At 54.5% G+C, this 23,686-nt stretch carries 22 protein-coding genes; 18 read left to right on the top strand and 4 right to left on the bottom strand.

From position 1 onward, the window contains the following. Positions 1-11: 11 nt before the first annotated feature. The 3 genes from P7079_RS04410 to P7079_RS04400 form a co-directional block, all read right to left on the bottom strand. Complete coding sequence (locus tag P7079_RS04410) at positions 12-1,958, bottom strand: DEAD/DEAH box helicase (protein WP_340689355.1); 1,947 nt, start codon at positions 1,956-1,958, stop codon at positions 12-14. Positions 1,959-2,042: 84 nt separating this feature from the next. Then, positions 2,043-3,530 carry an MFS transporter gene (locus P7079_RS04405; protein WP_278012086.1) on the bottom strand — a complete coding sequence of 496 codons (1,488 nt, stop codon included), beginning with the start codon at positions 3,528-3,530 and terminating at the stop codon, positions 2,043-2,045. An 84-nt stretch (positions 3,531-3,614) separates the two neighbouring features. Then, a complete protein-coding gene (locus tag P7079_RS04400) occupies positions 3,615-4,388 on the bottom strand; it encodes a formate/nitrite transporter family protein (protein WP_278012085.1) in 774 nt (257 codons plus the stop codon). Between the two features lie 228 nt (positions 4,389-4,616). On the opposite strand from P7079_RS04400, the gene aspS reads away from it, so the two are divergent. Both aspS and P7079_RS04390 read left to right on the top strand, forming a co-directional pair. Continuing rightward, complete coding sequence (gene aspS / locus P7079_RS04395) at positions 4,617-6,410, top strand: aspartate--tRNA ligase (RefSeq protein WP_278012084.1); 1,794 nt, start codon at positions 4,617-4,619, stop codon at positions 6,408-6,410. 38 nt (positions 6,411-6,448) lie between these two features. After that, a complete protein-coding gene (locus P7079_RS04390) occupies positions 6,449-7,168 on the top strand; it encodes a GNAT family N-acetyltransferase (RefSeq protein ID WP_278012083.1) in 720 nt (239 codons plus the stop codon). Positions 7,169-7,191: 23 nt separating this feature from the next. On the opposite strand, the gene P7079_RS04385 is transcribed toward P7079_RS04390, so the two are convergent. Then, positions 7,192-9,585, bottom strand: coding sequence for an MMPL family transporter (locus P7079_RS04385; protein ID WP_278012082.1), 2,394 nt, complete (start codon positions 9,583-9,585; stop codon positions 7,192-7,194). A gap of 118 nt (positions 9,586-9,703) precedes the next feature. Between P7079_RS04385 and P7079_RS04380 the strand changes: the two genes are divergently transcribed. The 16 genes from P7079_RS04380 (at position 9,704) to rpoZ (ending at position 23,682) form a co-directional block, all read left to right on the top strand. Beyond that, entirely contained in the window at positions 9,704-11,038 is a 1,335-nt protein-coding gene (locus tag P7079_RS04380) for a replication-associated recombination protein A (protein ID WP_278012081.1), read from the top strand. 111 nt (positions 11,039-11,149) lie between these two features. Then, complete coding sequence (rpsD, locus tag P7079_RS04375; protein ID WP_278012080.1) at positions 11,150-11,773, top strand: 30S ribosomal protein S4; 624 nt, start codon at positions 11,150-11,152, stop codon at positions 11,771-11,773. A gap of 65 nt (positions 11,774-11,838) precedes the next feature. Beyond that, positions 11,839-12,210: a DUF948 domain-containing protein gene (locus tag P7079_RS04370; protein WP_278012079.1), complete on the top strand. Its 372-nt coding sequence runs from the start codon at positions 11,839-11,841 to the stop codon at positions 12,208-12,210. Positions 12,211-12,218: 8 nt separating this feature from the next. Next, positions 12,219-14,882, top strand: a complete 2,664-nt coding sequence (gene alaS, locus P7079_RS04365) for an alanine--tRNA ligase (RefSeq protein WP_278012078.1) — start codon at positions 12,219-12,221, stop codon at positions 14,880-14,882. A 37-nt stretch (positions 14,883-14,919) separates the two neighbouring features. Continuing rightward, the gene (gene ruvX / locus P7079_RS04360) at positions 14,920-15,345 is read left to right on the top strand and encodes a Holliday junction resolvase RuvX (RefSeq protein WP_278012077.1); all 426 of its coding nucleotides are present in this window, start codon (positions 14,920-14,922) and stop codon (positions 15,343-15,345) included. Continuing rightward, positions 15,338-16,465 (top strand): endolytic transglycosylase MltG, encoded by a 1,128-nt coding sequence (gene mltG / locus P7079_RS04355; protein ID WP_278012076.1) that lies wholly within the window; start codon positions 15,338-15,340, stop codon positions 16,463-16,465. Before ruvX ends, mltG begins: the two co-directional genes overlap by 8 nt. Beyond that, complete coding sequence (locus P7079_RS04350; RefSeq protein WP_278012075.1) at positions 16,462-17,211, top strand: hypothetical protein; 750 nt, start codon at positions 16,462-16,464, stop codon at positions 17,209-17,211. The genes mltG and P7079_RS04350 overlap by 4 nt, the downstream gene beginning before the upstream one ends. A 26-nt stretch (positions 17,212-17,237) precedes the next feature. Beyond that, positions 17,238-17,732 (top strand): prepilin peptidase, encoded by a 495-nt coding sequence (locus tag P7079_RS04345; protein WP_278012074.1) that lies wholly within the window; start codon positions 17,238-17,240, stop codon positions 17,730-17,732. Positions 17,733-17,744: 12 nt separating this feature from the next. Continuing rightward, entirely contained in the window at positions 17,745-18,947 is a 1,203-nt protein-coding gene (aroC, locus tag P7079_RS04340) for a chorismate synthase (protein ID WP_278012073.1), read from the top strand. After that, positions 18,947-20,512, top strand: coding sequence for a 3-dehydroquinate synthase (aroB, locus tag P7079_RS04335; protein WP_278012072.1), 1,566 nt, complete (start codon positions 18,947-18,949; stop codon positions 20,510-20,512). Before aroC ends, aroB begins: the two co-directional genes overlap by 1 nt. Further along, a complete protein-coding gene (locus tag P7079_RS04330) occupies positions 20,509-21,018 on the top strand; it encodes a shikimate kinase (protein ID WP_278012071.1) in 510 nt (169 codons plus the stop codon). The genes aroB and P7079_RS04330 overlap by 4 nt, the downstream gene beginning before the upstream one ends. A 94-nt stretch (positions 21,019-21,112) precedes the next feature. Then, positions 21,113-21,670 carry an elongation factor P gene (gene efp, locus P7079_RS04325; protein ID WP_278012070.1) on the top strand — a complete coding sequence of 186 codons (558 nt, stop codon included), beginning with the start codon at positions 21,113-21,115 and terminating at the stop codon, positions 21,668-21,670. Then, positions 21,670-22,140: a transcription antitermination factor NusB gene (gene nusB / locus P7079_RS04320; protein ID WP_278012069.1), complete on the top strand. Its 471-nt coding sequence runs from the start codon at positions 21,670-21,672 to the stop codon at positions 22,138-22,140. The genes efp and nusB overlap by 1 nt, the downstream gene beginning before the upstream one ends. Positions 22,141-22,392: 252 nt before the next feature. Beyond that, a complete protein-coding gene (mihF, locus tag P7079_RS04315) occupies positions 22,393-22,731 on the top strand; it encodes an integration host factor, actinobacterial type (RefSeq protein WP_465251486.1) in 339 nt (112 codons plus the stop codon). A gap of 99 nt (positions 22,732-22,830) precedes the next feature. Beyond that, positions 22,831-23,382: a guanylate kinase gene (gmk, locus tag P7079_RS04310; RefSeq protein ID WP_278012068.1), complete on the top strand. Its 552-nt coding sequence runs from the start codon at positions 22,831-22,833 to the stop codon at positions 23,380-23,382. Between the two features lie 30 nt (positions 23,383-23,412). Next, on the top strand, positions 23,413-23,682 hold the full coding sequence (gene rpoZ / locus P7079_RS04305) for a DNA-directed RNA polymerase subunit omega (RefSeq protein ID WP_278012067.1): 270 nt from the start codon (positions 23,413-23,415) through the stop codon (positions 23,680-23,682). Positions 23,683-23,686 lie beyond the last annotated feature (4 nt).

The following is a 23,686-nucleotide window of genomic DNA, read 5'->3' as shown; positions in this document are numbered from 1 at the left end:
ACTTTTATCACTTAGCGCCCTTTTCGGAAATCACCCTTGCGAAGGCCATTCTTGCGAAAGCCTCTGCGTTCGTTCGACTTCCGTCGATCACCGAAGGCACGATCAGCACGTGCTTTGCGCAGTTCGTATGGATCTCGAGCAGAACGTTCACGATCTCGTCGCGATTGCTGATCGGGGTCGTCAATGTAGTCACGGATGGGGCGTCGGTCAAAATCATCGCGGTTCCTCCGGTGTCCCAAGCCTCCCTCTCGCTTGTTGAAACCGCCGTCACGCTTGAATGATCCGCGCGCGCCCTTTGCAGGCCCGTGATCTTTACGAATGCCCAGCTCACGACCAGAAACCTGTGCGCGAGAAATCTTGGAGATTGTGCGTTCATCGAGTTCATGCGCGATCTCGACTAGGGAGAAGGTGGGGTAGATATCAATCTTGCCCAGCTGGGAACCCGTGAGGCCGCCTTCGTTAGTCAAAGCGCCAACGATGGCTCCTGGAGCCACGCCGTCCTTCTTACCGACGTCAACGCGGTACATTGTTCCGTTATGCGCAAAGGTTTTACGGCCACTCTTGTCACGTCCGCGTCCACCACGATCCTCACGTGAACGGTCATCGCGACCTCCACGGACGGACAGATGTTCAGGCTCGTCATCGCCACGCGGCCCTGGGTCACGTACGCCCATCGCAATCAGACCGTATGCAAGTTGCTCCAGGCTCATTGGCGACTCAGAGTCAGCCTGCTGCGCAAGGAACTCTTCGATTGCCTTTTCGTAGACCGACAGGCGACCAATACCGACGCGTTCGATTGCTGATTCAATAAGCCGGCTTGCACGAAGCGCAGATACTTGTGCAGGGGTTGGAAGATCAACTTCTTCCATCTGGGCGCCAGTCGTTTTCTCGATACGGCGCAGACGGAACTTTTCCTTTGGCGTGACGAATGTCAGCGATGTTCCTTCGCGACCTGCACGTCCAGTGCGGCCGATACGATGCACGTAGGTATCAATTTCCTTGGGGACGTCGTAATTTACGACGAGACCGATGCGTTCGACGTCGAGGCCACGCGCGGCGACGTCGGTTGCGACGAGGACATCAATGGAACCTTCACGGAGACGATTAACGAGTTTTTCGCGATCTTTTTGAGCAACATCGCCAGAGAGTGCAGCGGCTTGGACGCCGCGTGTCGAAAGTTCGATCGTGAGGTCTTCCGCCGTTGCACGGGTGCGAACGAACACGAGCGCAGCATCAGCCTCGGTGGTAGCGAGGACTCGAGCCAATGCGCCAGTTTTATGACGTGAGGGCACCACCGCGTAAGTCTGGTGAATGGTATCAGTCGTTGAAGCCGGACGCGTTACGGTAACCTCGACTGGGTCGTTCATATGCTCCTGGGCAACCTTGCGGATCGAGGAAGGCATGGTTGCGGAGAACAGAGCAGTGATGCGTTCCTTCGGCAAGGATGCGGCAATCGTATCGACGTCTTCTGCGAAGCCCATACGCAACATTTCGTCGGCCTCGTCGAGCACAAAGTATGTCACATGTGAGAGGACCAGTGCCTTGCGATCAATGAGATCCATGATACGACCGGGCGTTCCAACAACAACTTGTGCCCCGCGTTCAAGTGCGCGTAATTGCGGCCCGTAGGGCGAACCGCCGTAGACCGAGACGACTTCGAGTCCACCGGTTTTTGCAGCAAACGTCGAAATCGCGTCAGCACCCTGCATTGCAAGTTCGCGAGTTGGTGCGAGAACGAGTGCTTGGACTTCGTCTTTTTCCGCGTCGACGTGGGTCAGAAGCGGAAGTCCAAAGGCGGCGGTTTTTCCTGTTCCGGTTTGTGCAACACCGATAACATCATGGCCATTCAGGAGATGAGGAATGGCCTGTTCTTGGATCTCGGTGGGCTGTGTAAAACCGAGTTCAGTCACAGCCTGAAGAAGGTTTTCGGGCAGGGAAAGTTCAGAAAATGTGGTCACAAAAATATCCAATCTGGGGAATCGGCCCCTTGGCCATCCCCGAAAAACACATCTGAACTAGTGGGGCAAGGCCGTCCTTCTAGCCTACTTGTTTTCTGCGCCGTCGGGAGAGGCTGACGTGGTGCTTTCGGCCACAACATCGCCATGCCGGTAGTCCTTCGGTGTGTCAACGATGTCGGTATCGCAGGGTTCGTTGCTTGATTCAACGCAGGTAGGCTCCTCCAAGCCGAGTCGTCGTGAGACAACAAGACCTACAAACAACAGAACCAACATCGAACAAATCGCAGTGAGGAATGCCCAGTGGCCGAGATCGACTGTCATGGAGAACGCAATACCTGCATAAGCAATACACGCCGCTGCACCCATATTGTCTGCGATTTGAGCTGCCGCAGAAATCTTGCCGTGACGGGACTTCGGCGTGTACCCGAGAGCGAAAACGAGCAAGAGTGGGTAGGTCAATCCGGTACCGAGGCCTGCGATGAGCCAGCCGACAATAACGAGGATCCCTGTGACTTCGTGGAAAGATCCAGCGATAGTGATGGCCGAACCGACGATCTGGCAAATAACGCCAATCGTCGGAATGCGTTTTCTGTGTTCTTCGCCTGCGCGGCTCTGTAGGTATGAGCCGAGCGCCCAGGTCACAGCGCCTGCAGCGAGAACGAGACCAGCACGTTTTGGCCCCCAGTTGTGAACATTCTTCAGCATGAGCGGCAGGTAAATCTCTACCGCGAAATATGTGCCATAAACGATTCCGCGAAGGAGAATAATCGAGGGAACTCCGCGTCGTGCCGACAGGGTTCCGGCCGGAACAAGTGGACGAACGAAGAAGAAAGCCGCAACCGAGCAAATCGCGATCATCGCAAGGGCCCACGTCTTGAAACCGTCGTCGCCGAGTGTGCTGAGCATCTGCAATGCGCCAACCGAAATTCCCACCAGAAGTGCGAACGTGAAAGTATCGCCCAGTCGGAATCGTGCGCGCGGGTCGTGAGTATCGGGGAATAGACGGAGCTTGGACACAAGCAGCGGGAACATTCCCAAAAGCACAAGAGGCACGGCAGCGAAGACCACACGCCAATGGACATACTCGACAATGAGCCCAGCGACAGCCGGTCCGAGAAGTGACGGTACAACCCAGGCCGCGGCAAAGGTGGCAAAAAGTGACGGCTGACGGTCGCTTGGAATATGAGCACCGACGAGCACAAAGAGCGGCACGACGACGAGGCCCGATCCGAGTCCTTGGATAGCGCGTCCAAGAACGACGACTTCGACGGTGGGTGCCACAGAGATAATAAGGAGCCCACTAATAAATAAGGCGGCGCCTGTGAGCAGTGGTTGGTTCGGTCCACGATTATCGGCCCATCGGCCAGCGAGCGCTGTCGTAATAAGCTGAGTTGTCAGAGTAATCCCCGAGGCCAGTGCGTAGAGGTTTTTCCCGCTGAGGAGGTCAACCACGTATGGCATCACAGTTGTCACTGCGATCGTTTCGAAGGCGATGAGCGAAATGAGGATGACAGATAAAAGTCTCAACCAGTATTCGCTCTGAGACTCGGTAAATTGTTGCTTATTACTCACGGAACCAATCGTTTCGCGAAAATACCTCAAGGTGCAAGACCAACACGTATGAGCCGCAGCACCGATTTTCCTACGACTGGAGGCTTATTTCTCCATGTGTGAGGCCAACACAAATGACCCGCCAACGACGACCATGCCACCGACGAGATTGCCGGCACCGGCCAGAAGAAGGGCTAACGCGACATTCGACAGAGTTGCTCCGCCAGCGGGGTTCATCAGGGCAAGGGAGAAGATCGTCATGTTCGCAACCACGTGTTCAAAGCCTGCCGCGACAAAGACTGTAATTGCCCACGAAATGACGATAATTTGAGCCACTTCATTCTTCATTCGGGCGATCGTCCAAATGGCAAGGCAGACCATGACATTACACATCACGGCGCGAAAGAAGATTTCTGGTGCGCCCTTAGACAATTTGCCCGTGGCAACGGCGTCCAGCATCTGCCAGTTTGCGCTGTCGTGGCCAAAGACATTCGCTAACGTGAAAAGTGCAGCCATAACGATTGAGCCGACGAGGTTGCCAATGAGCATGAAGATGATCAACCACGATGCGCGCGCAATGGTCACCGCTTTCTTCAGTGCAGCGAGCGGCATAATCATCATCCCTGATGTTGCGAGCTCCCCGCCTGCAAATACCACGAGAACAAGTCCGATACCGAAGGTCAGTCCCATCATCAATCCAGAAACTGGTGAACCCGCGACATAGAGTTTGGATACTCCGGCAAACATGATCAAACACCCGATTCCCACGAAAGCCCCCGCAAGCGCACCTGCGACGAGATAACCGCCAGGGTTGTTCGCTTTGACTGACTTGGCGAGGCCGACGTCGGCTTGCTGGGCAATGGATTCGGTGATTGTCACGGCAGTTCCTTCCAAGAAGTTGGCTAGCCTGATCATCTTAGTGTCAACATCGACAACTGTGCAGGACTTCCGTCCGACGGTGATATGTGCTTGAGGGGTTGCTCACCTGTGTTCCAGAGAGATGAGAACACATAAGGGGGGCGTAGACTGAGTGTGTGCTCCGCGCCCGTCTCGCGCGAAGTGCCGCCCGCTCGTCTCGCGGGTGTACACAATACATAAGGAGGACACGTGCTTCGCACGCGAATGGCAGGTTCCCTGCGCAAGGAAGATATCGGCTCCACGGTTACTCTCACAGGCTGGGTTGATCGTCGTCGTGATCATGGTGGTATCGCATTTATTGATTTGCGTGATGCTTCAGGCATCGCTCAGGTCACAGTACGCGAAGAGGTTGCACACGAGCTCCGCAGCGAGTTTGTTGTGAAAGTCACGGGAGTTGTACGTGAGCGTCCGGAAGGCAATGCTAATCCGAACCTCCCCACTGGTGATATTGAGCTTGAAACCGAAGAACTTGAGATCCTGAACCCTTCGGCACCGCTGCCGTTCCAGGTGTCGGATCACGCAGAAGACGCTGGATCAGTGAACGAGGAAACGCGTCTCAAGTACCGTTACCTCGATTTGCGTCGTTCATACGAACAGAAGGCAATTCGCCTACGTGCGAAGGTGTCGCAAGCTGCACGTCGCGTCCTTGACGGTCATGACTTCGTCGAAATCGAAACTCCGACTTTGATCCGCTCAACGCCTGAAGGCGCACGTGACTTCATTGTTCCGGCACGTCTTGCTCCAGGATCGTGGTACGCGCTTCCTCAGTCACCGCAGCTGTACAAGCAGCTGCTCATGGTTGCAGGGATGGAACGCTATTACCAGATCGCTCGTTGTTACCGCGACGAAGATTTCCGCGCCGATCGTCAGCCAGAGTTCACCCAGCTTGACGTGGAGATGAGCTTTGTCGAGCAAGAAGACGTCATGAAGGTTGCCGAGGACATCCTTACTGAGATCTGGAGCCTGATCGGCTACAAGATCGAGACGCCGATCCCGCACATGACCTACAAGACGGCGATGGAGAAGTACGGCTCGGATAAGCCGGATCTGCGCTTCGGTCAAGAACTTGTCGATCTTACCGAATACTTCAAGGACACTCCGTTCCGCGTGTTCCAGAACGAGTACGTCGGTGCGGTTGTCATGCCAGGCGGTGCATCCCAGCCGCGACGCACCTTCGATAAATGGCAGGAATGGGCGAAGGCACGCGGCGCGAAGGGGCTTGCATACGTCACGGTTGCCGAGGACGGTACCGTGGGAGGCCCAGTTGCGAAGAATATTTCCGACGCTGAGCGCGATGGTCTTCTCGAAGCGACGGGTGCCACCAACGGTGACTGCATCTTCTTTGCTGCGGGTGAGCCGACGGCGTCGCGCGAGTTGCTGGGTGCAGCGCGCCTTGAGATCGGGGAGCGTTGTGGTCTGATCAAGGAAGGCGAATGGGCATTCGTCTGGGTTGTCGATGCTCCGCTGTTTAAGCCGACGAAGGCGGCACAGGCTGAAGGCGATGTGGCAATTTCCGATGGTGCATGGACCGCAGTACACCACGCGTTCACCTCACCCAAGCCAGAGTGGCTTGAGAAGTTCGACACGGATCCGGGTAATGCGCTCGCCTACGCTTACGACATTGTGTGCAACGGCAACGAGATCGGTGGCGGATCGATTCGTATTCACAGCCGCGAAGTGCAAGAGCGCGTCTTCAAGGTGATGGGTCTGGATGCTGAGGCTGCTCAGGAGAAGTTCGGTTTCCTCCTCGATGCCTTTAAGTTCGGTGCTCCCCCTCACGGCGGCATCGCTTTCGGTTGGGATCGCATCGTATCGTTGCTGGTCGGCGCCAAGTCGATTCGCGATGTCATCGCTTTCCCGAAGATCGGCAACGGGTGGGATCCACTTTCGGATGCGCCTGCACCGATTACAGCTCAGCAGCGTAAGGAAGCTGGCGTGGATGCCAAGCCGAAGAAACCGGGCGTGAAGAAGGAAGAAAACTGACTGCACACGATTGTGACTATGCCTTTTGGCAGCTGACTGTGCAAGGACGAACCGGTGGTCGGGTTCTCTTTGAGGAATCCGGCCGCCGGTTCGGCGTGCGCTTAGAAGAAAAAGATGGCCAGCGCGAGTTAATCGCAGCAGGGGATCCTGACTTGGCGATTGCCGCCATCGCGAAAATTGGTGCAGATTGGCGTCCCGACACCACCACCATGACCACAGAGATCCGCGAAGCGTTGCCTGAAGATATGGCACAATTTCTCGGGCCAGAATGGGGATATCGATGGGAGTTTTGGTACGCCGATTCTCCGCTCCAACCAGTCGCAGGTGCCGAACGCGTTGTGATGCTCTCTCGCGGGAGTGATGAATTAGCTCAGTATGCCGACGATATTCGTCAGGCATTAGCTGCATCGAACCCGATTTCCGACGCCAATGAGTCTTTCGACGATCTCTCGTGGTTTGTCGCATTTGCAGAAGAAGGCCCCGTCGGTGCCGTGATGGGATTTGAAACCCGTGTGGTCGGCGAACAAAGATTGGCTTACTTCCATGGTCTTGGCACCGTCCCGACTTTTCGTGGACGCGGGTACGCTTCGACACTCATGGTTGCGGCGGTCAATCTCGCTCTCGAATCCCATGACGCGATTTACTTTGGTATGTGGGCATGGAATGAGGGAGCAGGACGAATTTACTCACGTGTCGGGTTGACCAACGGTGCTCATCTGATTGAAGGCCGTCGAGAACCCTTCACAGAGTTGGGCTGACACTCTTCCGTCTCGCGTGGCATTTAGCCCGCGAGACGGAATTTTTCATAGAACTTTTTCGCCCATCGTGGCGCCCACCAGTTCCAATCGCCCATGAGAGTCATCAATGCTGGGACAAGCAGTAAACGGACGACTGTTGCGTCGAGAAGAACAATGATAGCCAGGGCTACTCCGATTTGCTTGATTGCAAGCATGTCAGCAAAAGTAAAACCGACGAAGACCGCAATAATAATTGCTGCAGCAGACGTAATGATGCGCCCCGAATGTTGAAGTCCGAGTTCCACGGCTCGGTCATTTGAGTGGCCCTTATCCCACATCTCTTTCACGCGCGCGAGCAAAAAGACTTCGTAATCCATCGCCAGCCCAAATCCGAAGGCGAAGCCCAACGCCACAACGAACGTCTGAAGTCCGCCAACGACAGGTAGCCCCAACAACCCGTGCTCAAAGAGCGACACGGTGATTCCCATTCCCGCGATCAAGGAGAACGAATTAATAATGAGTGCTTTGAGCGGTGCGATAAATGAACCTGTCATTAAGAACAGCAAAATCACCACTGAGACAACCATAATGGCGATTGCCCCTGGCGCTGCACTGAGCACAGCTGCATTGAAGTCTGCTTGCATTGCTGCCGCGCCACCGACGTCGGCGTGTGGGAACGTCGAACGCAAGGCGGCTACGACGTCGGTCACTTTCGTACCGACAGGATCCGCTGCGTTGACGTAAACGTCAACTGCTTGTCGATGACCGAGTTGACGGGGTGCGCTAATATGCGTGACTCCGTTTACCTCTGCGAGCTGTTGTGTTGGTGCCTTGTCGCCGCGGGGAAAGAGGATCGTTGCCTCGGGTGTGCGCAGGAGCGGATATCGGTCCTGGATATCCTGATAACCAGCGATAACGGAGGAATCTTTGGGAACGTTTTCGATGAAAGAGGAACGCATCTGAAGGGAGGCAATTGGCAAGGCTGCGATGATGAGTAATGTGACTGTTGAACATAATACTGGCCACGGGTGGGCGTGGACTTTCGCTGCAATGCGGGAGAAGAATCCGTGATCACTTGTGCGATCACCAGCGCCCTTCACAAGTTTGCCGAAATGAGGGATGCGAGTCAGAATCGATGGACGAATGAGTCGCTGACCAAGGAGAACGATCAATGCTGGCAGGAGTGTCAACGCTGACGCCACCGCGACGAAAGTGACAAGCATAGCCCCGGCACCAATCATCTTGATCATCGGGGGTGCCATTGTGAGTAAACCAGCGATGGAGACGATAATAGTCAGCGCAGAGTAGGCGATTGTCCGCCCAGAAGTCGTGATCATGGCGGTGACGCAAGTGCGGACAAGACGACGAACATCGTCGGGCAGATCACCAGTGGTGAGCGAATATCCTTCGCGATCTAATTCCTGAGCGACTTCTTCTCGGAAACGTGAGACCATCAACAGTCCGTAGTCGATTGAGAGCGCGAGGCCGATAATGGACAAAACATTTACGATGTAGGAATCCACTGTGGTGGCGAACGTCAGGCCCCACACCTCACCCATGCCGATCACGATTGACACTATTGCGGTCACCAGCGGTAATCCAGCGGCAAGTAGGCCACCAAAGATGACAATGAGTAAGACGAGTGCTGTTGGCAATCCGATTGCTTCGCCAGTCACGAGATCCTGCGTCACCTGTCCGAGCACCGCATGTTCAAATAGGTGCGCAGAGACAGCATGGGCATGAGCTGGAGCAATTGTGCGACCAAATGTGTTGATCGCGTCGAGCACCCGTGATTCATCATCAGGACCGTTGTAAGTGATGACGACGGCGTATCCATCTGCACTGATCAAATCAACACTCGGATCGTGCAACTGGGCAATTTTTTCATCAGCAATCGTGCCCGCTTGGTCAGCGATGTTTTTCTTCGCCGCCGATTCTGCTCGGGTAGAAATTGAGGCAAGAAAGCGTTCGCGTTCAGGTGGTGAAAGTTTGGAGAGCTGAGGTTGAGCAGCTGCTACTGCCTGAGCTTTTGCCGCTTCAATCGCCCGAGCATTTTTCGATAGCGCCTGAGTGATCGCCTGATTGCGCTGATCAATCTTCGCATGAGCGAATTTCTCAGCGACAATAAGCGGGTCCGTCACTTGGCCGTGTGGCTCGACGCCGTTGCGCAATTGAGTCAACGCTTCGCGCGATTCTTGCGCGGTTGTTCCGGTGACGGAGACGAGCACGCGATGCTCAGATTCTGTGTTTGTTGCTTGAGCGACGATGTCGGACTGAGAACCAGGAACAAGCGATTTGGTGGTTGCCATTCGCGTAAAAAGTCCACCAGCACCAAAACCCCACATTGCGGCGAGTAATGCGAGAGCCACAAAGGCGGCCCACGCTGCCACCATTGATCGAGGGAATCGACCAACAACCCGAGCGATACCTGTGAACATACTTCTATCGTGGCACTGCGTCGGCAAAGACAATAGCGATTTTCTTGAGGGCGAACGAGTCTCGCAAATGCCGTGGTTCCAGCTGATGTTGAACGTGGGAAACCCCTACGATGGGTGTGTGGATCTTTTTGAAAGTGCAACAGTTAACGACGTCGGGACGCCTGATCATTCACATGCGCCTCTCGCGGTGCGAATGCGTCCACGGACAATCGATGAGGTGGTTGGACAGAAACATTTACTCGGTCCTGGCCAGCCACTGACACGGATGATCAAAGGTGATGCGTCAGCCGCGTCTTCAGTATTTTTATGGGGTCCGCCTGGGATCGGGAAGACCACCCTTGCTTATCTCGTCGCTCGAGCAGGCAATCGGCGTTTTGTAGAGATCTCCGCTGTCTCTGCCGGTGTGAAGGATGTGCGCAACGTGATTGAAGACGCGAAGCGCCGCTTGATGACCGATGGGCAAGAGACTGTCCTGTTTGTCGATGAAGTTCATCGGTTTTCCAAAACGCAGCAGGATGCCCTGTTGCCGGCAGTCGAAAATCTTTGGGTTGTTCTCATTGCAGCAACCACACAGAACCCATCCTTTTCTGTTATCTCACCGTTGCTCTCGCGTTCCCTTTTACTCACGCTCCATCCGCTTGGTTCCGACGACGTCGGCGTACTGATCGATCGGGCGCTTGTGGACGAACGAGGCTTGTCCGGCCGCGTCACGCTTGACGCCGATGCTCGTGACGCGATCATTCGGCTTGCGGGAGCTGATGGGCGCAGGTCGCTGACGATTCTTGAGGCGGCTGCAAGCGGCGGGGGAGCGCATGTGACTCTCGCCGACGTCGAAGCGGCAGTTGACGTTTATGCCGTGCGTTACGATCGCGATGGTGATCAACACTATGACGTTATTTCGGCTTTTATTAAGTCGATACGGGGATCGGACGTGGACGCGGCAATGCACTACCTCGCCCGTATGCTTGAGGCTGGTGAAGATCCGAGATTTGTAGCCCGGCGCTTAATGATCTCGGCGGCGGAAGATATTGGGATGGCCGATCCTTCAGCGCTTCAAACGGCAACTGCGGCAGCGCAATCGGTGGCTCTCGTGGGTATGCCAGAGGCACGAATTATTCTTGCTGAGGCTGTAGTTCATCTGGCAACAGCGCCGAAATCGAACCGTGCATATCTTGCGATTAACAAGGCAATCGCCGATGTTCGGGCTGGAAAAATTGGGCAGGTTCCGGTGCATTTGCGTGACCAAAGTGTCAAGGCATCAAAGATTGCTGCTGCGCAGACGGGTGACAACGTGAACTATATCTACCCGCATGACCTGCCCAGTGGTGTCGCAGCGCAACAGTATCTTCCAGATGAACTGAGAGGGACTGTTTATTACGAGCCGCTAGAGCGAGGCTTCGAGGCGCAAATCACGGCGCGAATGGCGAAGATCCAGCATATTTTAAACAGATAGTGCTATAGTTATCGGGTTGCGCGTGCAACACCTGGGGTCTTAGCCATTGTGGTTGGCCCCGCGTTTTCCCCGAAATCCGGTGAAACGTGCCAATAAGTCGACAGGAGAAACATGTCTTCGAAGAACCGCGCACGCAAGTCTGTGCGTATGTCCCGTGCCCTCGGCATTGCTCTGACCCCCAAGGCTGAGCGCTACATGCAGCGCCGCCCCTACCGTCCAGGTGAGCATGGCCGTGGCCGCGTCAAGGATTCCGATTACTCGATCCGTTTGAAGGAGAAGCAGCGTCTTCGTGCTCAGTACGGCATTCGCGAAGCTCAGCTCCGTAAGATCTGGAACGAAGCTCGCAAGATGGAAGGTATGTCGGGTGAGAACCTGATGGCTCTTCTTGAATCGCGTCTTGACGCCCTCGTTCTTCGCGCCGGTTTCGCTCGTACGATCGCCCAGGCTCGTCAGATTGTGGTTCATGGCCACATCCTCGTTGACGGCAAGCACGTTGATCGCCCGTCGTTCCGCGTCAAGCCTGGTCAGGTTGTTCAGGTAAAGCCGAAGTCGCAGACTTCGCCGATGTTCCTTGCCGCTGCTCAGGGTCAACATGCTGACGTTCTGCCAGCTGCTCCTGAGTACATCAAGGTTGACCTCGAGAAGCTGCGTTTCGAGTTCGTCCGTCTCCCGCTGCGTCCGGAAATCCCGGTTACCTGCGAGATCCAGATGGTCGTCGAGCACTACTCGCGCTGATCATAACTTCGCAACGCGCCGCGGCTCACCGCGGCGCGTTGCTGTATTCAGGTAAACTACCATCTATGGAACCTGTGACTCTCGGACAGATCGCGGCGCTTATTGCAGCGCTTGCCTTTTTGGCTCTCGTGTATTTCATGATTCGGCCGCTGAACAAGCTCTCTGGTGTGCTTGATCGACTCGCTGAATCACTGCGTGAACTCACGGAGCACACCCTGCCAGCGATTGACGAAGCAGCTCAGACAGTTGCTGGCGCGAATAGTCAGGTGGCTCGCTTGGATCAGATCACCGCAGCAGCTGCCCGAACCACAGAAGATATTTCCGCGATGACTACTCTCGTGACCTCCACCGTCGGAGCGCCTTTTGTCGCTCTACGAAAGGGAGCCGCGAAAGTGAAAACTACTTTCTCTCACCGTGAAGAGAATCAGGAAAACTAAGGAAGAGAATGCGTACAGCTGAAATCCGCCGTCGTTGGCTTGAGTACTTCGACAAGCACAACCACAAGATCGAAGATTCGATCTCGCTTGTTTCACCAGATCCGTCGATCCTTTTCACGATCGCAGGAATGGTGCCGTTCATTCCCTACATTATCGGCACGGAGAAAGCCCCCTACCCACGTGTGGCATCAGTACAGAAATGTATTCGTACGAACGACATCGAAAACGTCGGTCATACAACCCGTCACGGCACCTTTTTCCAGATGTGTGGCAATTTTTCCTTCGGTGATTACTTTAAAGAAGGCGCTATTGATCTGGCTTTTGGTCTGCTCACATCATCTATTGAAGAGGGTGGTTATGGTCTAGAAATTGATCGCTTGTGGGTCACCATCTGGGAAGAAGATGATGTCGCATTCAACGAGCTCGTCAAGGTTGGCGTTGATCCGAAGCACATCGTCAAGCTCAAGCGTGAAGAAATCTTCTGGTCCACGGGTCAGCCTGGTCCGGCAGGTCCGTGTGCAGAGATCCACTACGACCGTGGCCCAGCTTACGGCCCCGAAGCTGTTGGCGGCACTGTTGATCCGGGCGGTGATCGCTACTTGGAAATCTGGAATCTTGTGTTTGACCAGTTCCTACGCGGTGAAGGCGAAGGAAAGGACTTCCCACTTCTCGGAGATCTTGACCAAACGGCAATCGATACGGGTGCAGGCTTAGAGCGCCTTGCATTTGTCTTGCAAGATAAGCCAAACATGTACGAAACCGACCAGGTTTACCCGGTCATCGAGGCAACAGAGAAACTGACCGGTAAGAAGTACGGCGACAACTCTGAGGACGACGTTCAGATGCGTGTCATTGCTGACCACGTGCGCTCGGCACTGATGCTGATTGCCGACGGTGTCACTCCAGGAAATGACGGCCGTGGCTACGTGCTTCGTCGTCTGATCCGCCGCTCTGTCCGTTCAGTTCGTCTTCTGGGTTATGATGATGTGGCACTTCCTGTTCTCCTCACAGCGTCGAAGGACGCGATGAAAGAGTCCTATCCTGTACTTGAGGCAGAATTTGATCGTATTTCTCGGGTTGCATACGGCGAAGAAGACGCATTCCGCCGTACTCTCAATCAGGGCACACAAATTTTCGATGCCGCCGTCGCGAAGGCGTCCAAAGCAGGCGTTCCGCTGTCAGGTTCGGACGCCTTTACGCTGCATGATACCTACGGTTTCCCAATTGATCTCACGCTTGAGATGGCCGGTGAAAAAGGTGTCAAGGTTGACGAAGGTGAATTCCGTGCTCTCATGCAAGAACAGAAGGACCGTGCTCGTGCCGATGCACGCGCAAAGAAGACCGGCCATGTGGATGCCACTGTCTACCATGAGATCCAGGCGAAAGAAGGCGCAAATACTCACTTCCTTGGGTACACGGATTATTCTGCAGATGGCAAAGTTGTCGCACTCTTGAAGGATGGCCAGCCTGTTCCTGCTGCTGAAGCACCAGCCGAAGTCGATATCATCCTTGATCAGACGCCGTTCTGGGCTGAGCAAGGTGGACAGCTCGCCGATCATGGAACGATTTCTGTAGCCGGCGGCGGCATGTTCGAAGTCGATGACGTGCAGATGCCGGTGAAGGGGCTTTTCGTCCATCGCGGTACCCTCACAGAAGGTTCTATTGCGCTCAACGATTCGGTATTCTCTCAGATCGACATTCAGCGTCGTGAAGAAATTGCGCGTGCTCACACCGCAACGCATATGGTTCACAAGGTGCTCCACGAGTACCTTGGTGACCAAGCGACCCAGGCAGGTTCTGAGAATTCACCGTCACGTCTTCGTTTCGACTTCCGCCACGGAGAGTCTGTTCCGACAGCGACGATGCACGAAATTGAGGAGCGTACGAACCAGCGATTGCAAGAAAATCTTGCTGTCACGGATCAGATCATGAGCCTGGATGATGCCAAGAAGTCGGGTGCAATGGCATTGTTCGGAGAGAAGTACGGAAAAGAAGTTCGTGTTGTCTCCATTGGTGGCGATTGGTCGCGTGAACTGTGTGCAGGAACGCACGTTCCTGAAACAGGCAATATTGGTCTTGTCTCAGTGCTCGGAGAGTCGTCCATTGGTTCGGGCGTTCGCCGTATCGAGGCTCTTGTCGGCCCAGGGGCCTACGCTCAAGGAGCTCGTGAGCGCGCTATGGTTTCCCACCTTGCGTCCCTGACGAAAGTTCGCCCTGAGGAACTTCCTGAGCATATCGATTCGCTCCTCAATCGTTTGAAGGAAGCTGAGAAGCAAATCGCGGCACTTCGATACGACAAGCTCGCATCCACATTCGAGTCGCTTTTCGCGTCGCGCATTCGTATTGGTAGCGTCGATGCTGTGGTTGCCACAATTGGTGATGTGGCGTCGGCGGACGAAGTTCGTACTGCAGCTACCGATCTTCGTACACGCTTCGGCTCTGAGGCAGGCGTCGTTGCTCTTATTGGCGTAGCGAACGGACGTCCCTCGGTAGTTGTTGCGGTCAACGACGCAGCTCAGAAGAACGGTGTGAAGGCTGGTGCTCTCGTATCGCTTGCCGCCAAGACTCTCGGTGGCGGCGGTGGCGGTCGCCCTGACCTTGCTCAGGGTGGTGGCACGGATATCTCCAAGATTGACGCAGCGCTCGAGACGATTCGGGGCGCACTTGCCTGAGTTCCGTCGGGGAGTAAGGATCTCGGTCGACGTCGGTATGGCACGCGTTGGCGTGGCCAAGTGCGACTCGGCCGGGATCCTCGCAACTCCTCTCGCTACGTTAGCTAGAGGAAAAAACGATCTCGGTCAAGTTGCGCGCTGGGTCAACGATTTCGACGCTATTGAAGTAGTGGTCGGACTTGCTCTGAATATGGATGGAACTGAAGGGAAATCTGCTAAGGAATGCCGTCGATGGGCACGACGTTTGGCCAAACGTGTGGACGTGCCCATTCGCCTCGTGGACGAACGGATGAGTACCGTTACGGCGCATCGCCAGCTCCATGAGGCCGGGAGAGCTGAGATTTCTCATCGCGCAGTTGTTGACCAAGTCGCGGCAGTCATTATTCTTGAGTCGGCACTGCAATTTGAAAAGAACACAGGGCGCGAACCCGGTGAATTGATTGAAAGGACCAACGATGTCTGAATTCTTCGGTGCGGACTCTGCCCACTCGCCAGGGGCCGGGCGACGTCGGGAACGTGCTCGTCGTCGGCGCAAGATCAAGACAGCGATCGCTCTGTTCGTCACCGCGATGCTCGTCACCGGGGTTGGCTTCGCTGTGGTGCCGTGGGTGAAGCATGCCTTGACGTCATCATCCGTTTCGGATTATACCGGTGAAGGTACAGGTGAAATCGTTGTCACGATTCCCGAGGGGGCCACTGGTACAGCGATGGGAAAGATTCTCCAGGAAAAAGGCGTCGTGAAGTCAGCTGCCTCTTTCGTTGCAGCCTTCAAAGAGTCTCCTCGCGCGGCACAAATTCAGCCTGGGTCCTACACAATGCGTAAGCAAATGTCGGGAGCGAGCGCAGTTGCTCGTCTTCTCGATCCAGCAGCGAAAGCGAATGCGGGCGTGACAGTCGTCGAAGGATTTACTGCCCGTCACGTATTTGAACGCATGGCGAACGTCATGCAAATTCCGCTTGAGGACATCGTCGCTGCGTCGAAGGATTCTGCAGCGATTGGTCTTCCTGGTGTTGCCAAGGGCAATATTGAAGGTTGGCTCTCACCTGCGACATATAATTTTGACCCGGGGACAACTCCCGCTCAGGCGCTCAAGAAGATGGTCGAACGGCGTATTAGTGAGCTTGAGAAGTTAGGGATTTCCCAGGATCAGTGGCAACGTCAACTCATTATCGCTTCGATCGTTGAACGCGAAGTCAGCTTTGAAAAATATCGCGGTCAGGTTGCTCGTGTCATTCTCAACCGACTTGAGGACAAGTCAGTCTCTCACGGGCTGCTTCAGATGGACTCAACTGTTCTGTACGGTGTGGGTAAGAGTGGTGGTGTCCCGACGGCTGCCGATCTGAAGAACGACAACCCGTACAACACCTATCGTCATAAGGGCCTCCCACCTGCTCCGATTTCGAATCCGTCGATGGAAGTTATTCGTGATTCGATCAATCCTCCAGCAGGAAAGTGGCTGTTCTTCGTCACGGTTGATCTCAATACGGGGGAGACAAAGTTCGCCGATAATCTCGATGAACACAATGCGAACGTTGCCCAATTCCGCAAGTGGCTTGAAGATCACCCGCAGGATAAGAAGTGAGAATTGAGGTCGTTGGCCCGTCGCGATGGCGCCACTGTGTCATCGCGGCGCATCGGGCGACGGGAGTTGAGGCGACCGGACGAGATGCCTCAGCTCTCGAGGTTGCCGATATCATCCGACACGCACCTGACGACGTCGTCGGTATCGAGTTTCATCCGAGCTTATGTGCCGCCGTCGCAGGCGTGACTGATCTTGACGACGGCCTCGCGAAAGAGACGTCGGTTCGGTCTGTGGTGGCGTTCCAACCGACGGGCAACGCACGTATGGCAATCGGTTGCCACTCGCTCACCTCCGGAATTGTGCGTGCAACTCGTGCTGCAAGCGTCGAACTCGGCACCACAGCGATCCTCGGTGGTCGAGAACTTGCAGCGAGCGCACTCGCTAGTGCGGTAGAGCTCAAAGCGCGCTCAATTTTCCTTGCACCTCTTAATTCGGCAGGGCCAGGTTCAGCAATATCAGCGGCACACCGTTTAGGCCTTGATGTGTCTGCCGTGCGTTTCGATGCACTGATCGGTCGTCTTGGTGAATTCGATTCACTCATGATCTGCGGCATGATCCCGCAGAATGTGAGTGCGCAGATACAGCACTGTGGGGTACCTGTCATCCGTGTCGCTGCTGGTGAAGGAGGCGCCGTTACGTACGGGGCAATTCTTGCTCGACAAATTGAAGATGCGCAACGGATCCTCACCGGAGTGAATCCCGATCTCAGCGTTATTGAAAAGGTTGTGGAAAACTTCGCTGCGTGATTGTGGGCCCGAGATATCGTGACGCCATGGCTGTTTTACTCACCATCGCGGTTGTTCTGTGTGCTTTTTTCAACCAGGACACTCCCTGGCGACTTGCGCTGATGGGAGTGTTTTATCTTCCGTTGATCGCAAATGCCCGCTTAGATTTTCACACCCAAACACTACGAGTGTCGTGGACAAATATTGCGATTATTGTGGCCATGATTGCGGCAATATCCCAGGGGACGCCTCTGCTTCATTGGCTCTGGAGCGTCGGCTGTGCCGGTGTCATAGCAGGAATTTCGTTAGCCAGCCGAGGACGTCTCATCGGAGTAGGGGATGCCCGCTTACTTCTCGCGATCGCTCTGTGGCAAGGGGCCCTTGCACCACAGCGAATATGGTGGGCGTGTGTGATTGCGATCGCTTGTCACTGCGTGGCGCTTGGTACCTTGATGATTCGTCAACGGTTGCATCGGACAGACACCCATCCATTCGGTCCTGCCCTTGTTGCCGGATGTGCGTGCGTTGACGCGTTAACGTGAGATAATACTTTCATGCATTGGTCAACTGCGGGTGAATCACACGGAAAAGCTTTGGTGGCGCTCATTGAGGGAATCCCAGCGGGTGTCGATATCAGTGACGAAGCAATCGAAAAAGCACTTGCACGTCGTCGCCATGGATATGGCCGAGGGAGCAGACAAAAATTTGAAGCGGACCAGCTTGAAATTCTTTCAGGAGTGCGACACGGCATAACTCTCGGTTCGCCGATTGCCATGACAATCGCAAATACTGAATGGCCCAAATGGGAAGCTGTCATGTCCCCCCAACCCGTTTCTCATGATGCTCTCGTGCGTAGTGATGGAAAAGGGGATGCGAAGGAGATCGCACGCTACCGGCCATTGACTCAGCCACGCCCTGGTCATGCTGATCTTGTCGGGATGAATAAGTACGGGTTTTCCTCGGCTCGAAATGTCCTTGAACGTGCCTCAGCGCGAGAAACAGCTGCGCGGGTGGCACTTGGCGAAGTTGCCAAGCAGTTGCTGCGCCAGGTTGCAGACATTGAGATCGTTTCGCAGGTAATTGGTATCGGATCGATTCGCTCCGAAGTTCCACCAGCATCGGCGCAGATGGCACAAGCTTTGGATGCAAGCCCAGTGCGCCAACTCGATCCAGAACTCGCTCAGAGCTTCATTGCTCAGATCGATGAGGCAAAAAAAGCAGGTGATACCCTTGGCGGCATCGTCGAAGTAACGGCGTGGAATGTTCCGCAGGGTTTGGGTACTTACGCAGTTGACGACCAACGATTAGACGCAAAAATTGCGGGTGCGATGATGTCGATTCCCTCGGTTAAAGGCGTGGAAATCGGGGATGGGTTTACCTCCGCGATGCGCCGCGGCTCCCAGGCACATGACGAAATTTACCGCAGTGATCGCGTGTACCGACGCACCAACCGGGCGGGCGGAATTGAAGGCGGAATTTCGAATGGCGAAGCGATCACTGTCCGTTTAGCATTCAAACCTATTTCAACAGTGCCGCGTGCTCTTGAGACAATCGATGTCGTGACGGGTGATAGTGCGACGGCGAATCATCAACGGTCGGATACGTGCGCAGTGGTCCCTGGCGCTGTTATCGCAGAGGCAATGTTGGCACTTGTCATCGCCCAAGCGCTCCTTGACAAGACGGGGGGAGATTCTCTCGCCGAAGTCAGGCGCAACCTTGACGGATTCCTCGCGCATATTCCGCAGATGCAACGCTGATGGTACGTGCAGTTTTTATCGGAATGCCGGGGAGCGGGAAGAGCTCAATTGGACGACGGGTTGCGAACCGTCTTGGCGTCGGGTTCGAAGACACGGATTCATTGATCGAACGTTCTACCGGCAAAAAGATTGCTGACCTTTTCCGCGTCGGTGAAGACCACTTTCGTCAGATTGAAGCTGCGACTGTTGCAAAAGCGATGGACGGGTTCGACGGTATCCTCTCACTTGGCGGTGGCGCAATTCTTGACGCGGGCACGCGTGCATTGTTGCGGGAGGTTCCTGTAGTCCTCGTCGATGCTTCCGACGAAGTACTCGCTGCTCGCGTTGAGCATGGACGCTCCGCACGCCCTCTGTTGGCCTCACGCGTCGGGCAAAAAATTGCGCGGTTGCGTGCCGAGCGTGCCGCTCTTTACTACGAGAACGCAAATATTATTGTGGATTCATCACGGTTTTCGACGGAACACACGACCTCAGTGGTCGTGAATGCATTATTAAATCCTCCGGTTGTTCGACAAATAAACGCTGAGCACTCTTACGACGTCGTTATTGGACGTGCCGTTGCACCTCTCGCGGCTCGTTGTGCCGCAAAATACGCGGCGGGAGTGGTTGTCACGTCTCCCGATGTCGTTCAACTCGCGAACCAGATTGCCACCTCAATGAAGCAACTTGGCACACCTGCCACGGTTCTCACCTTGCCACGTGGTGAGGAAGCAAAGACGGTGACGGTTCTGGAAACAATATGGGATCGTCTTCACGAGATGGGAGTCTCGCGTGACGGCGTCGTCGTGGCTGTTGGGGGAGGAGCGACGACCGACGTCGGCGGATTTGCGAGCGCGACGTGGCTACGTGGTCTCCCGTGGATTAGCGTTCCGACAACACTTCTGGGAATGGTTGATGCAGCTGTCGGTGGAAAAACTGGGATCAACATGTCATTTGGAAAGAACCTTATTGGAGCGTTTCACTCGCCTGTCGGTGTCTTCGCCGATTTCGATGTGCTGGCCACTTTGCCGCTACCGAAATTACGGGAAGGAATGGGAGAGGTCATCAAATGCGGTCTCATTTCGAAATCTTCAATCATCGAGACGGTACTGGAGCAGAAGGAAAGGATTCTCGATCCCACGTCATTCGCGTTGAACGAGGTTGCTGTCCAGGCAATCTCGCTCAAGGCACAGATCGTTTCCGCTGATCTTCATGAATCAGGCCAACGCGAATTTTTAAACTACGGACACACATTGGCTCATGCCTTAGAAGCCGCGAGTGGATACACGATGGCACATGGGGAAGCAGTCGCCATTGGATGCGTTTTTGCTGCTGAATTAGCTGTTGCGGAAGGCCTTGCTGATCCGAAACTGGCGAACCTCCATCGCGACCTCTTTTCAGCGGTAGGTTTGCCGATAAGCGCTCCAAATGCTAATCGTCGCGAGCTACTGAAATATATGTTTGCTGATAAAAAAGTACGTGATGGGCAGCTACGATTTGTTGTGTTGAGTGATGTCGGGGAAGCGCATATTGTGACTGCGCCTGATGGATGTGACCGAGCATTCGATGCGATTGGAGTGGAATGACGATTGTTCTCCTTGGCGCCCCTGGAAGTGGAAAGACCTCCATTGCGCGTGAGCTACAAAACCTCGGCTATACCGCTGCGGATACCGACCAAATCGTTGCGCAACGTTTCGGAGTTGAGCCCGCCGATCTCTATCTCCTTGTTCCACGAGAACAACGAGTCCAGGTGAGCGAATCCGTGTTGTTAGAGCTCCTTGATCAAGTTGACGCCGATGGGAAGTTTGTGATTGCAGCTTCGAGTGAGTCATTGCAACACAACAGCGCTGCCATGGCGACGCTCGGGGAGATGAGCGCTCACGGTGGACGGATTGTTTGGCTTCATGCTGATTTATCGACGTTGGTTCGTCGAAATGGCATGATGGGGCAACACTCAGCAGCGATCATGATGCCTCGACGACATCTGCGCGAATTGATGGAAACAATGCGTCTTCTCGCTGAACCGGTGGTGAACGAGGTGATCGAAACCTCTGATCGAGATATAGCGGAGATTGCGGCGTCTCTTGCGTAAGATCGCTCATAATTGCTTTGTCAATGCTGACAGTTTGCATTGGTGAGCTATCATTGTGGGGCAAATATTTTTGGTTCCCAGGAAGAAGGTTCACGTGGCAACAACAAACGAGTTGAAGAACGGTATGGTGCTCAAGATCGATAACCAGCTATGGCAGGTTGTCGAGTTCCAGCACGTTAAGCCGGGCAAGGGCCCAGCTTTCGTTCGTACCAAGCTCAAGAATGTCCTCTCGGGAAAGAACGTTGACCGTACGTTTAACGCAGGTGTCAAGGTAGAGACCGCAACGGTTGATCGCCGCGATATGCAGTACCTCTACAATGATGGAACTGACTATGTGTTCATGGATCTGGACACTTACGAGCAGCTTCCTATCTCTTCCAATGTGATCGGTTCCTCCAAGAATTTCCTTCTGGAAAACCAGAACGCCGTCGTCGCAACGAACGAAGGAACCGTTCTGTTCATCGAACTCCCTGCATCGGTTGTTCTCGAAGTGACCTTCACCGAGCCCGGTCTCCAAGGTGATCGCTCGAACGCAGGTACCAAGCCTGCAACGGTCGAGACTGGATACGAGGTTCAGGTTCCGTTGTTCGTCAATGAAGGCGACAAGATCAAGGTTGACACCCGCACGGGCGAATACCTCACACGCGCCTGATGTCACAGAACAGGTCTCGCCGTGATGGCCGGCGTAAGGGCAGATCGCTGCAGCGTCAGCGTTCGCTTGATGTGCTGTACGAGGTTGACTTTAAAGGGTTGAGCTCTTGTGACGCGCTAGATTTACTCAAGTTGCGCCAAAGTGAATCGACGCATCAGGTACCGATCGGACAGTATGGCGTCGAGATCGTCTCGCATTTCATTGAGAATGCGGAGAACATCGACTCGATGATTGATGCTGCTTCGGGTGCATGGTCGATTGATCGTATGACAATTGTTGATCGCAATCTACTGCGGCTCGGCGCTGTCGAGCTCATGTATTTGGGAGTTGATCGCCCCGTGGTCATCAATGAGGTTGCGTCACTTGCACGTGAGTTCTCGACAGATAAGTCTGTTTCGTTCACAATGGGCATTCTTAATCGCGTTTCAGAAATCTGGGAGCTTGAAAATTCTGGACGTGAGGAGAGCTAACCATTTATCGTGAGCACTCTTTTGTGAACACGTGAAGAAGGTGTTGGTCAGGCATATTGCAGTCTGGCCAACACCTTCCTTGTTGTTGCGCAACGATATCAGAATGTGAGCGGTGTAACTGCGATGTAAATCGTTTCACCTTCAACCTCTGACCTGCGTAAACGTTTTCGACGGCTATTTTAAAGGCATTTGAGTCTCTCAAAAGTACGCGTGAAGGCCACATTATTCATAAGATATGTAACAAATAACTTCGTGTCCGATCGTTTTCAGGAGGCTATGATGGCTCTTCCCACACTCACCCCGGAACAGCGTAAGGCAGCGCTTGAGAAAGCTGCAGTAGTACGTGCACAGCGTGCAGAGCTGAAATCGAAACTTAAGGCAGGCCAGATCAGCGTATCCAAAGTTATTGAACAAGCGAAGTCAGACGATATTGCTGGGAAGCTCAAAGTTAGTGCAATGCTGATGTCTCTGCCGGGTATCGGTGAGGCGAAAGCTGCAGCGATTATGGAGTCTGCAAATATCGCAGCTTCACGTCGCGTGGCTGGTCTTGGTCCACACCAGGCAAAAGCATTGATTGATCTCTTTGGATGATTTTTCGTTTCCTTCAAGGATAGACGGCCTCGGTGAAGTGTCTCACCGAGGCCGTCTATTTTTGTTTGCGTGGTATGAAAACGTGGCACCATAGGATCCATGCAAGCATTCGTAATTTCTGGTCCCACAGCTGTGGGGAAGGGGACTGTGCTCAAGGAGCTCCTTGCTCGAGCTCCCCAACTGTGGTATTCGATTTCTGCTACCACGCGTCCGGCACGCCCAGGCGAGACCGATGGAGTGGATTACCATTTCGTTTCGGATGAGAAGTTTGACGCGATGGTCGAAGCTGGCGACATGCTCGAATGGGCAATTGTCCATCGCATGTACAAGTATGGCACTATCCGCAAGCCGGTTGAAGATGCGCTCGAGGCTGGAAAAACAGTAATCTTGGAGCTTGATCTCGCAGGCGCACGACAGGTTCGTGAATCGATGCCGGAAGCAATCCAGATCTTTCTCGCACCGCCGTCGTTCGAAGACCTTCAATACCGTCTTCGTGCTCGTGGTACCGAGACGGCTGAGGATCAGGCTCGCAGGCTTGAGACTGCCAAGATTGAACTCGCTTCGGAATCTGAGTTTGACTACATCGTTGTCAACGATACAGTGGCTCAAGCCACCGACGAGCTACTGCAAATTCTCGGCGTAGACGAGTAAACTGAAGACTCGCTGACTTAAGGAGGCACTATGTACGGAACTACCCCAAATCCTGAAGGCATTACGAAGCCTGCTATTGATGATCTGCTCGAGCGTGTGGATTCGAAGTACACGCTTGCCGTCTACGGTGCCGCGCGTGCTCGTCAGATCAACGAGTACCGCCAGGAGCTCAAGTCGGGCGATGGCAACATCACGACTGTTGGCCCGCTCGTACCGTCGGCTCCCGAAGACAAGCCACTTTCGCTTGCTCTTGAAGAGATCGTGGAAGACAAGCTCACGATGTCCTCGGATGCTGAGTAATCGA

Origin of the sequence: Arcanobacterium canis (assembly GCF_029625435.1) — a bacterium.
GTDB lineage: Bacteria > Actinomycetota > Actinomycetes > Actinomycetales > Actinomycetaceae > Arcanobacterium > Arcanobacterium canis.
This window is presented reverse-complemented; position numbering and strand designations above follow the sequence as displayed.

What these genes read in the sequence shown, in the direction of transcription:
- mltG (WP_278012076.1), top strand. Translation starts at nt 15,338, where the DNA reads ATGTCTGAATTCTTCGGTGCGGACTCTGCCCACTCGCCAGGGGCCGGG.
- ruvX (WP_278012077.1), top strand. Translation starts at nt 14,920, where the DNA reads ATGGCACGCGTTGGCGTGGCCAAGTGCGACTCGGCCGGGATCCTCGCA.
- P7079_RS04345 (WP_278012074.1), top strand. Translation starts at nt 17,238, where the DNA reads ATGGCTGTTTTACTCACCATCGCGGTTGTTCTGTGTGCTTTTTTCAAC.
- P7079_RS04330 (WP_278012071.1), top strand. Translation starts at nt 20,509, where the DNA reads ATGACGATTGTTCTCCTTGGCGCCCCTGGAAGTGGAAAGACCTCCATT.
- gmk (WP_278012068.1), top strand. Translation starts at nt 22,831, where the DNA reads ATGCAAGCATTCGTAATTTCTGGTCCCACAGCTGTGGGGAAGGGGACT.
- rpsD (WP_278012080.1), top strand. Translation starts at nt 11,150, where the DNA reads ATGTCTTCGAAGAACCGCGCACGCAAGTCTGTGCGTATGTCCCGTGCC.
- alaS (WP_278012078.1), top strand. Translation starts at nt 12,219, where the DNA reads ATGCGTACAGCTGAAATCCGCCGTCGTTGGCTTGAGTACTTCGACAAG.
- P7079_RS04370 (WP_278012079.1), top strand. Translation starts at nt 11,839, where the DNA reads ATGGAACCTGTGACTCTCGGACAGATCGCGGCGCTTATTGCAGCGCTT.
- nusB (WP_278012069.1), top strand. Translation starts at nt 21,670, where the DNA reads ATGTCACAGAACAGGTCTCGCCGTGATGGCCGGCGTAAGGGCAGATCG.
- rpoZ (WP_278012067.1), top strand. Translation starts at nt 23,413, where the DNA reads ATGTACGGAACTACCCCAAATCCTGAAGGCATTACGAAGCCTGCTATT.
- aroB (WP_278012072.1), top strand. Translation starts at nt 18,947, where the DNA reads ATGGTACGTGCAGTTTTTATCGGAATGCCGGGGAGCGGGAAGAGCTCA.
- aroC (WP_278012073.1), top strand. Translation starts at nt 17,745, where the DNA reads ATGCATTGGTCAACTGCGGGTGAATCACACGGAAAAGCTTTGGTGGCG.
- P7079_RS04385 (WP_278012082.1), bottom strand. Translation starts at nt 9,585, where the DNA reads ATGTTCACAGGTATCGCTCGGGTTGTTGGTCGATTCCCTCGATCAATG.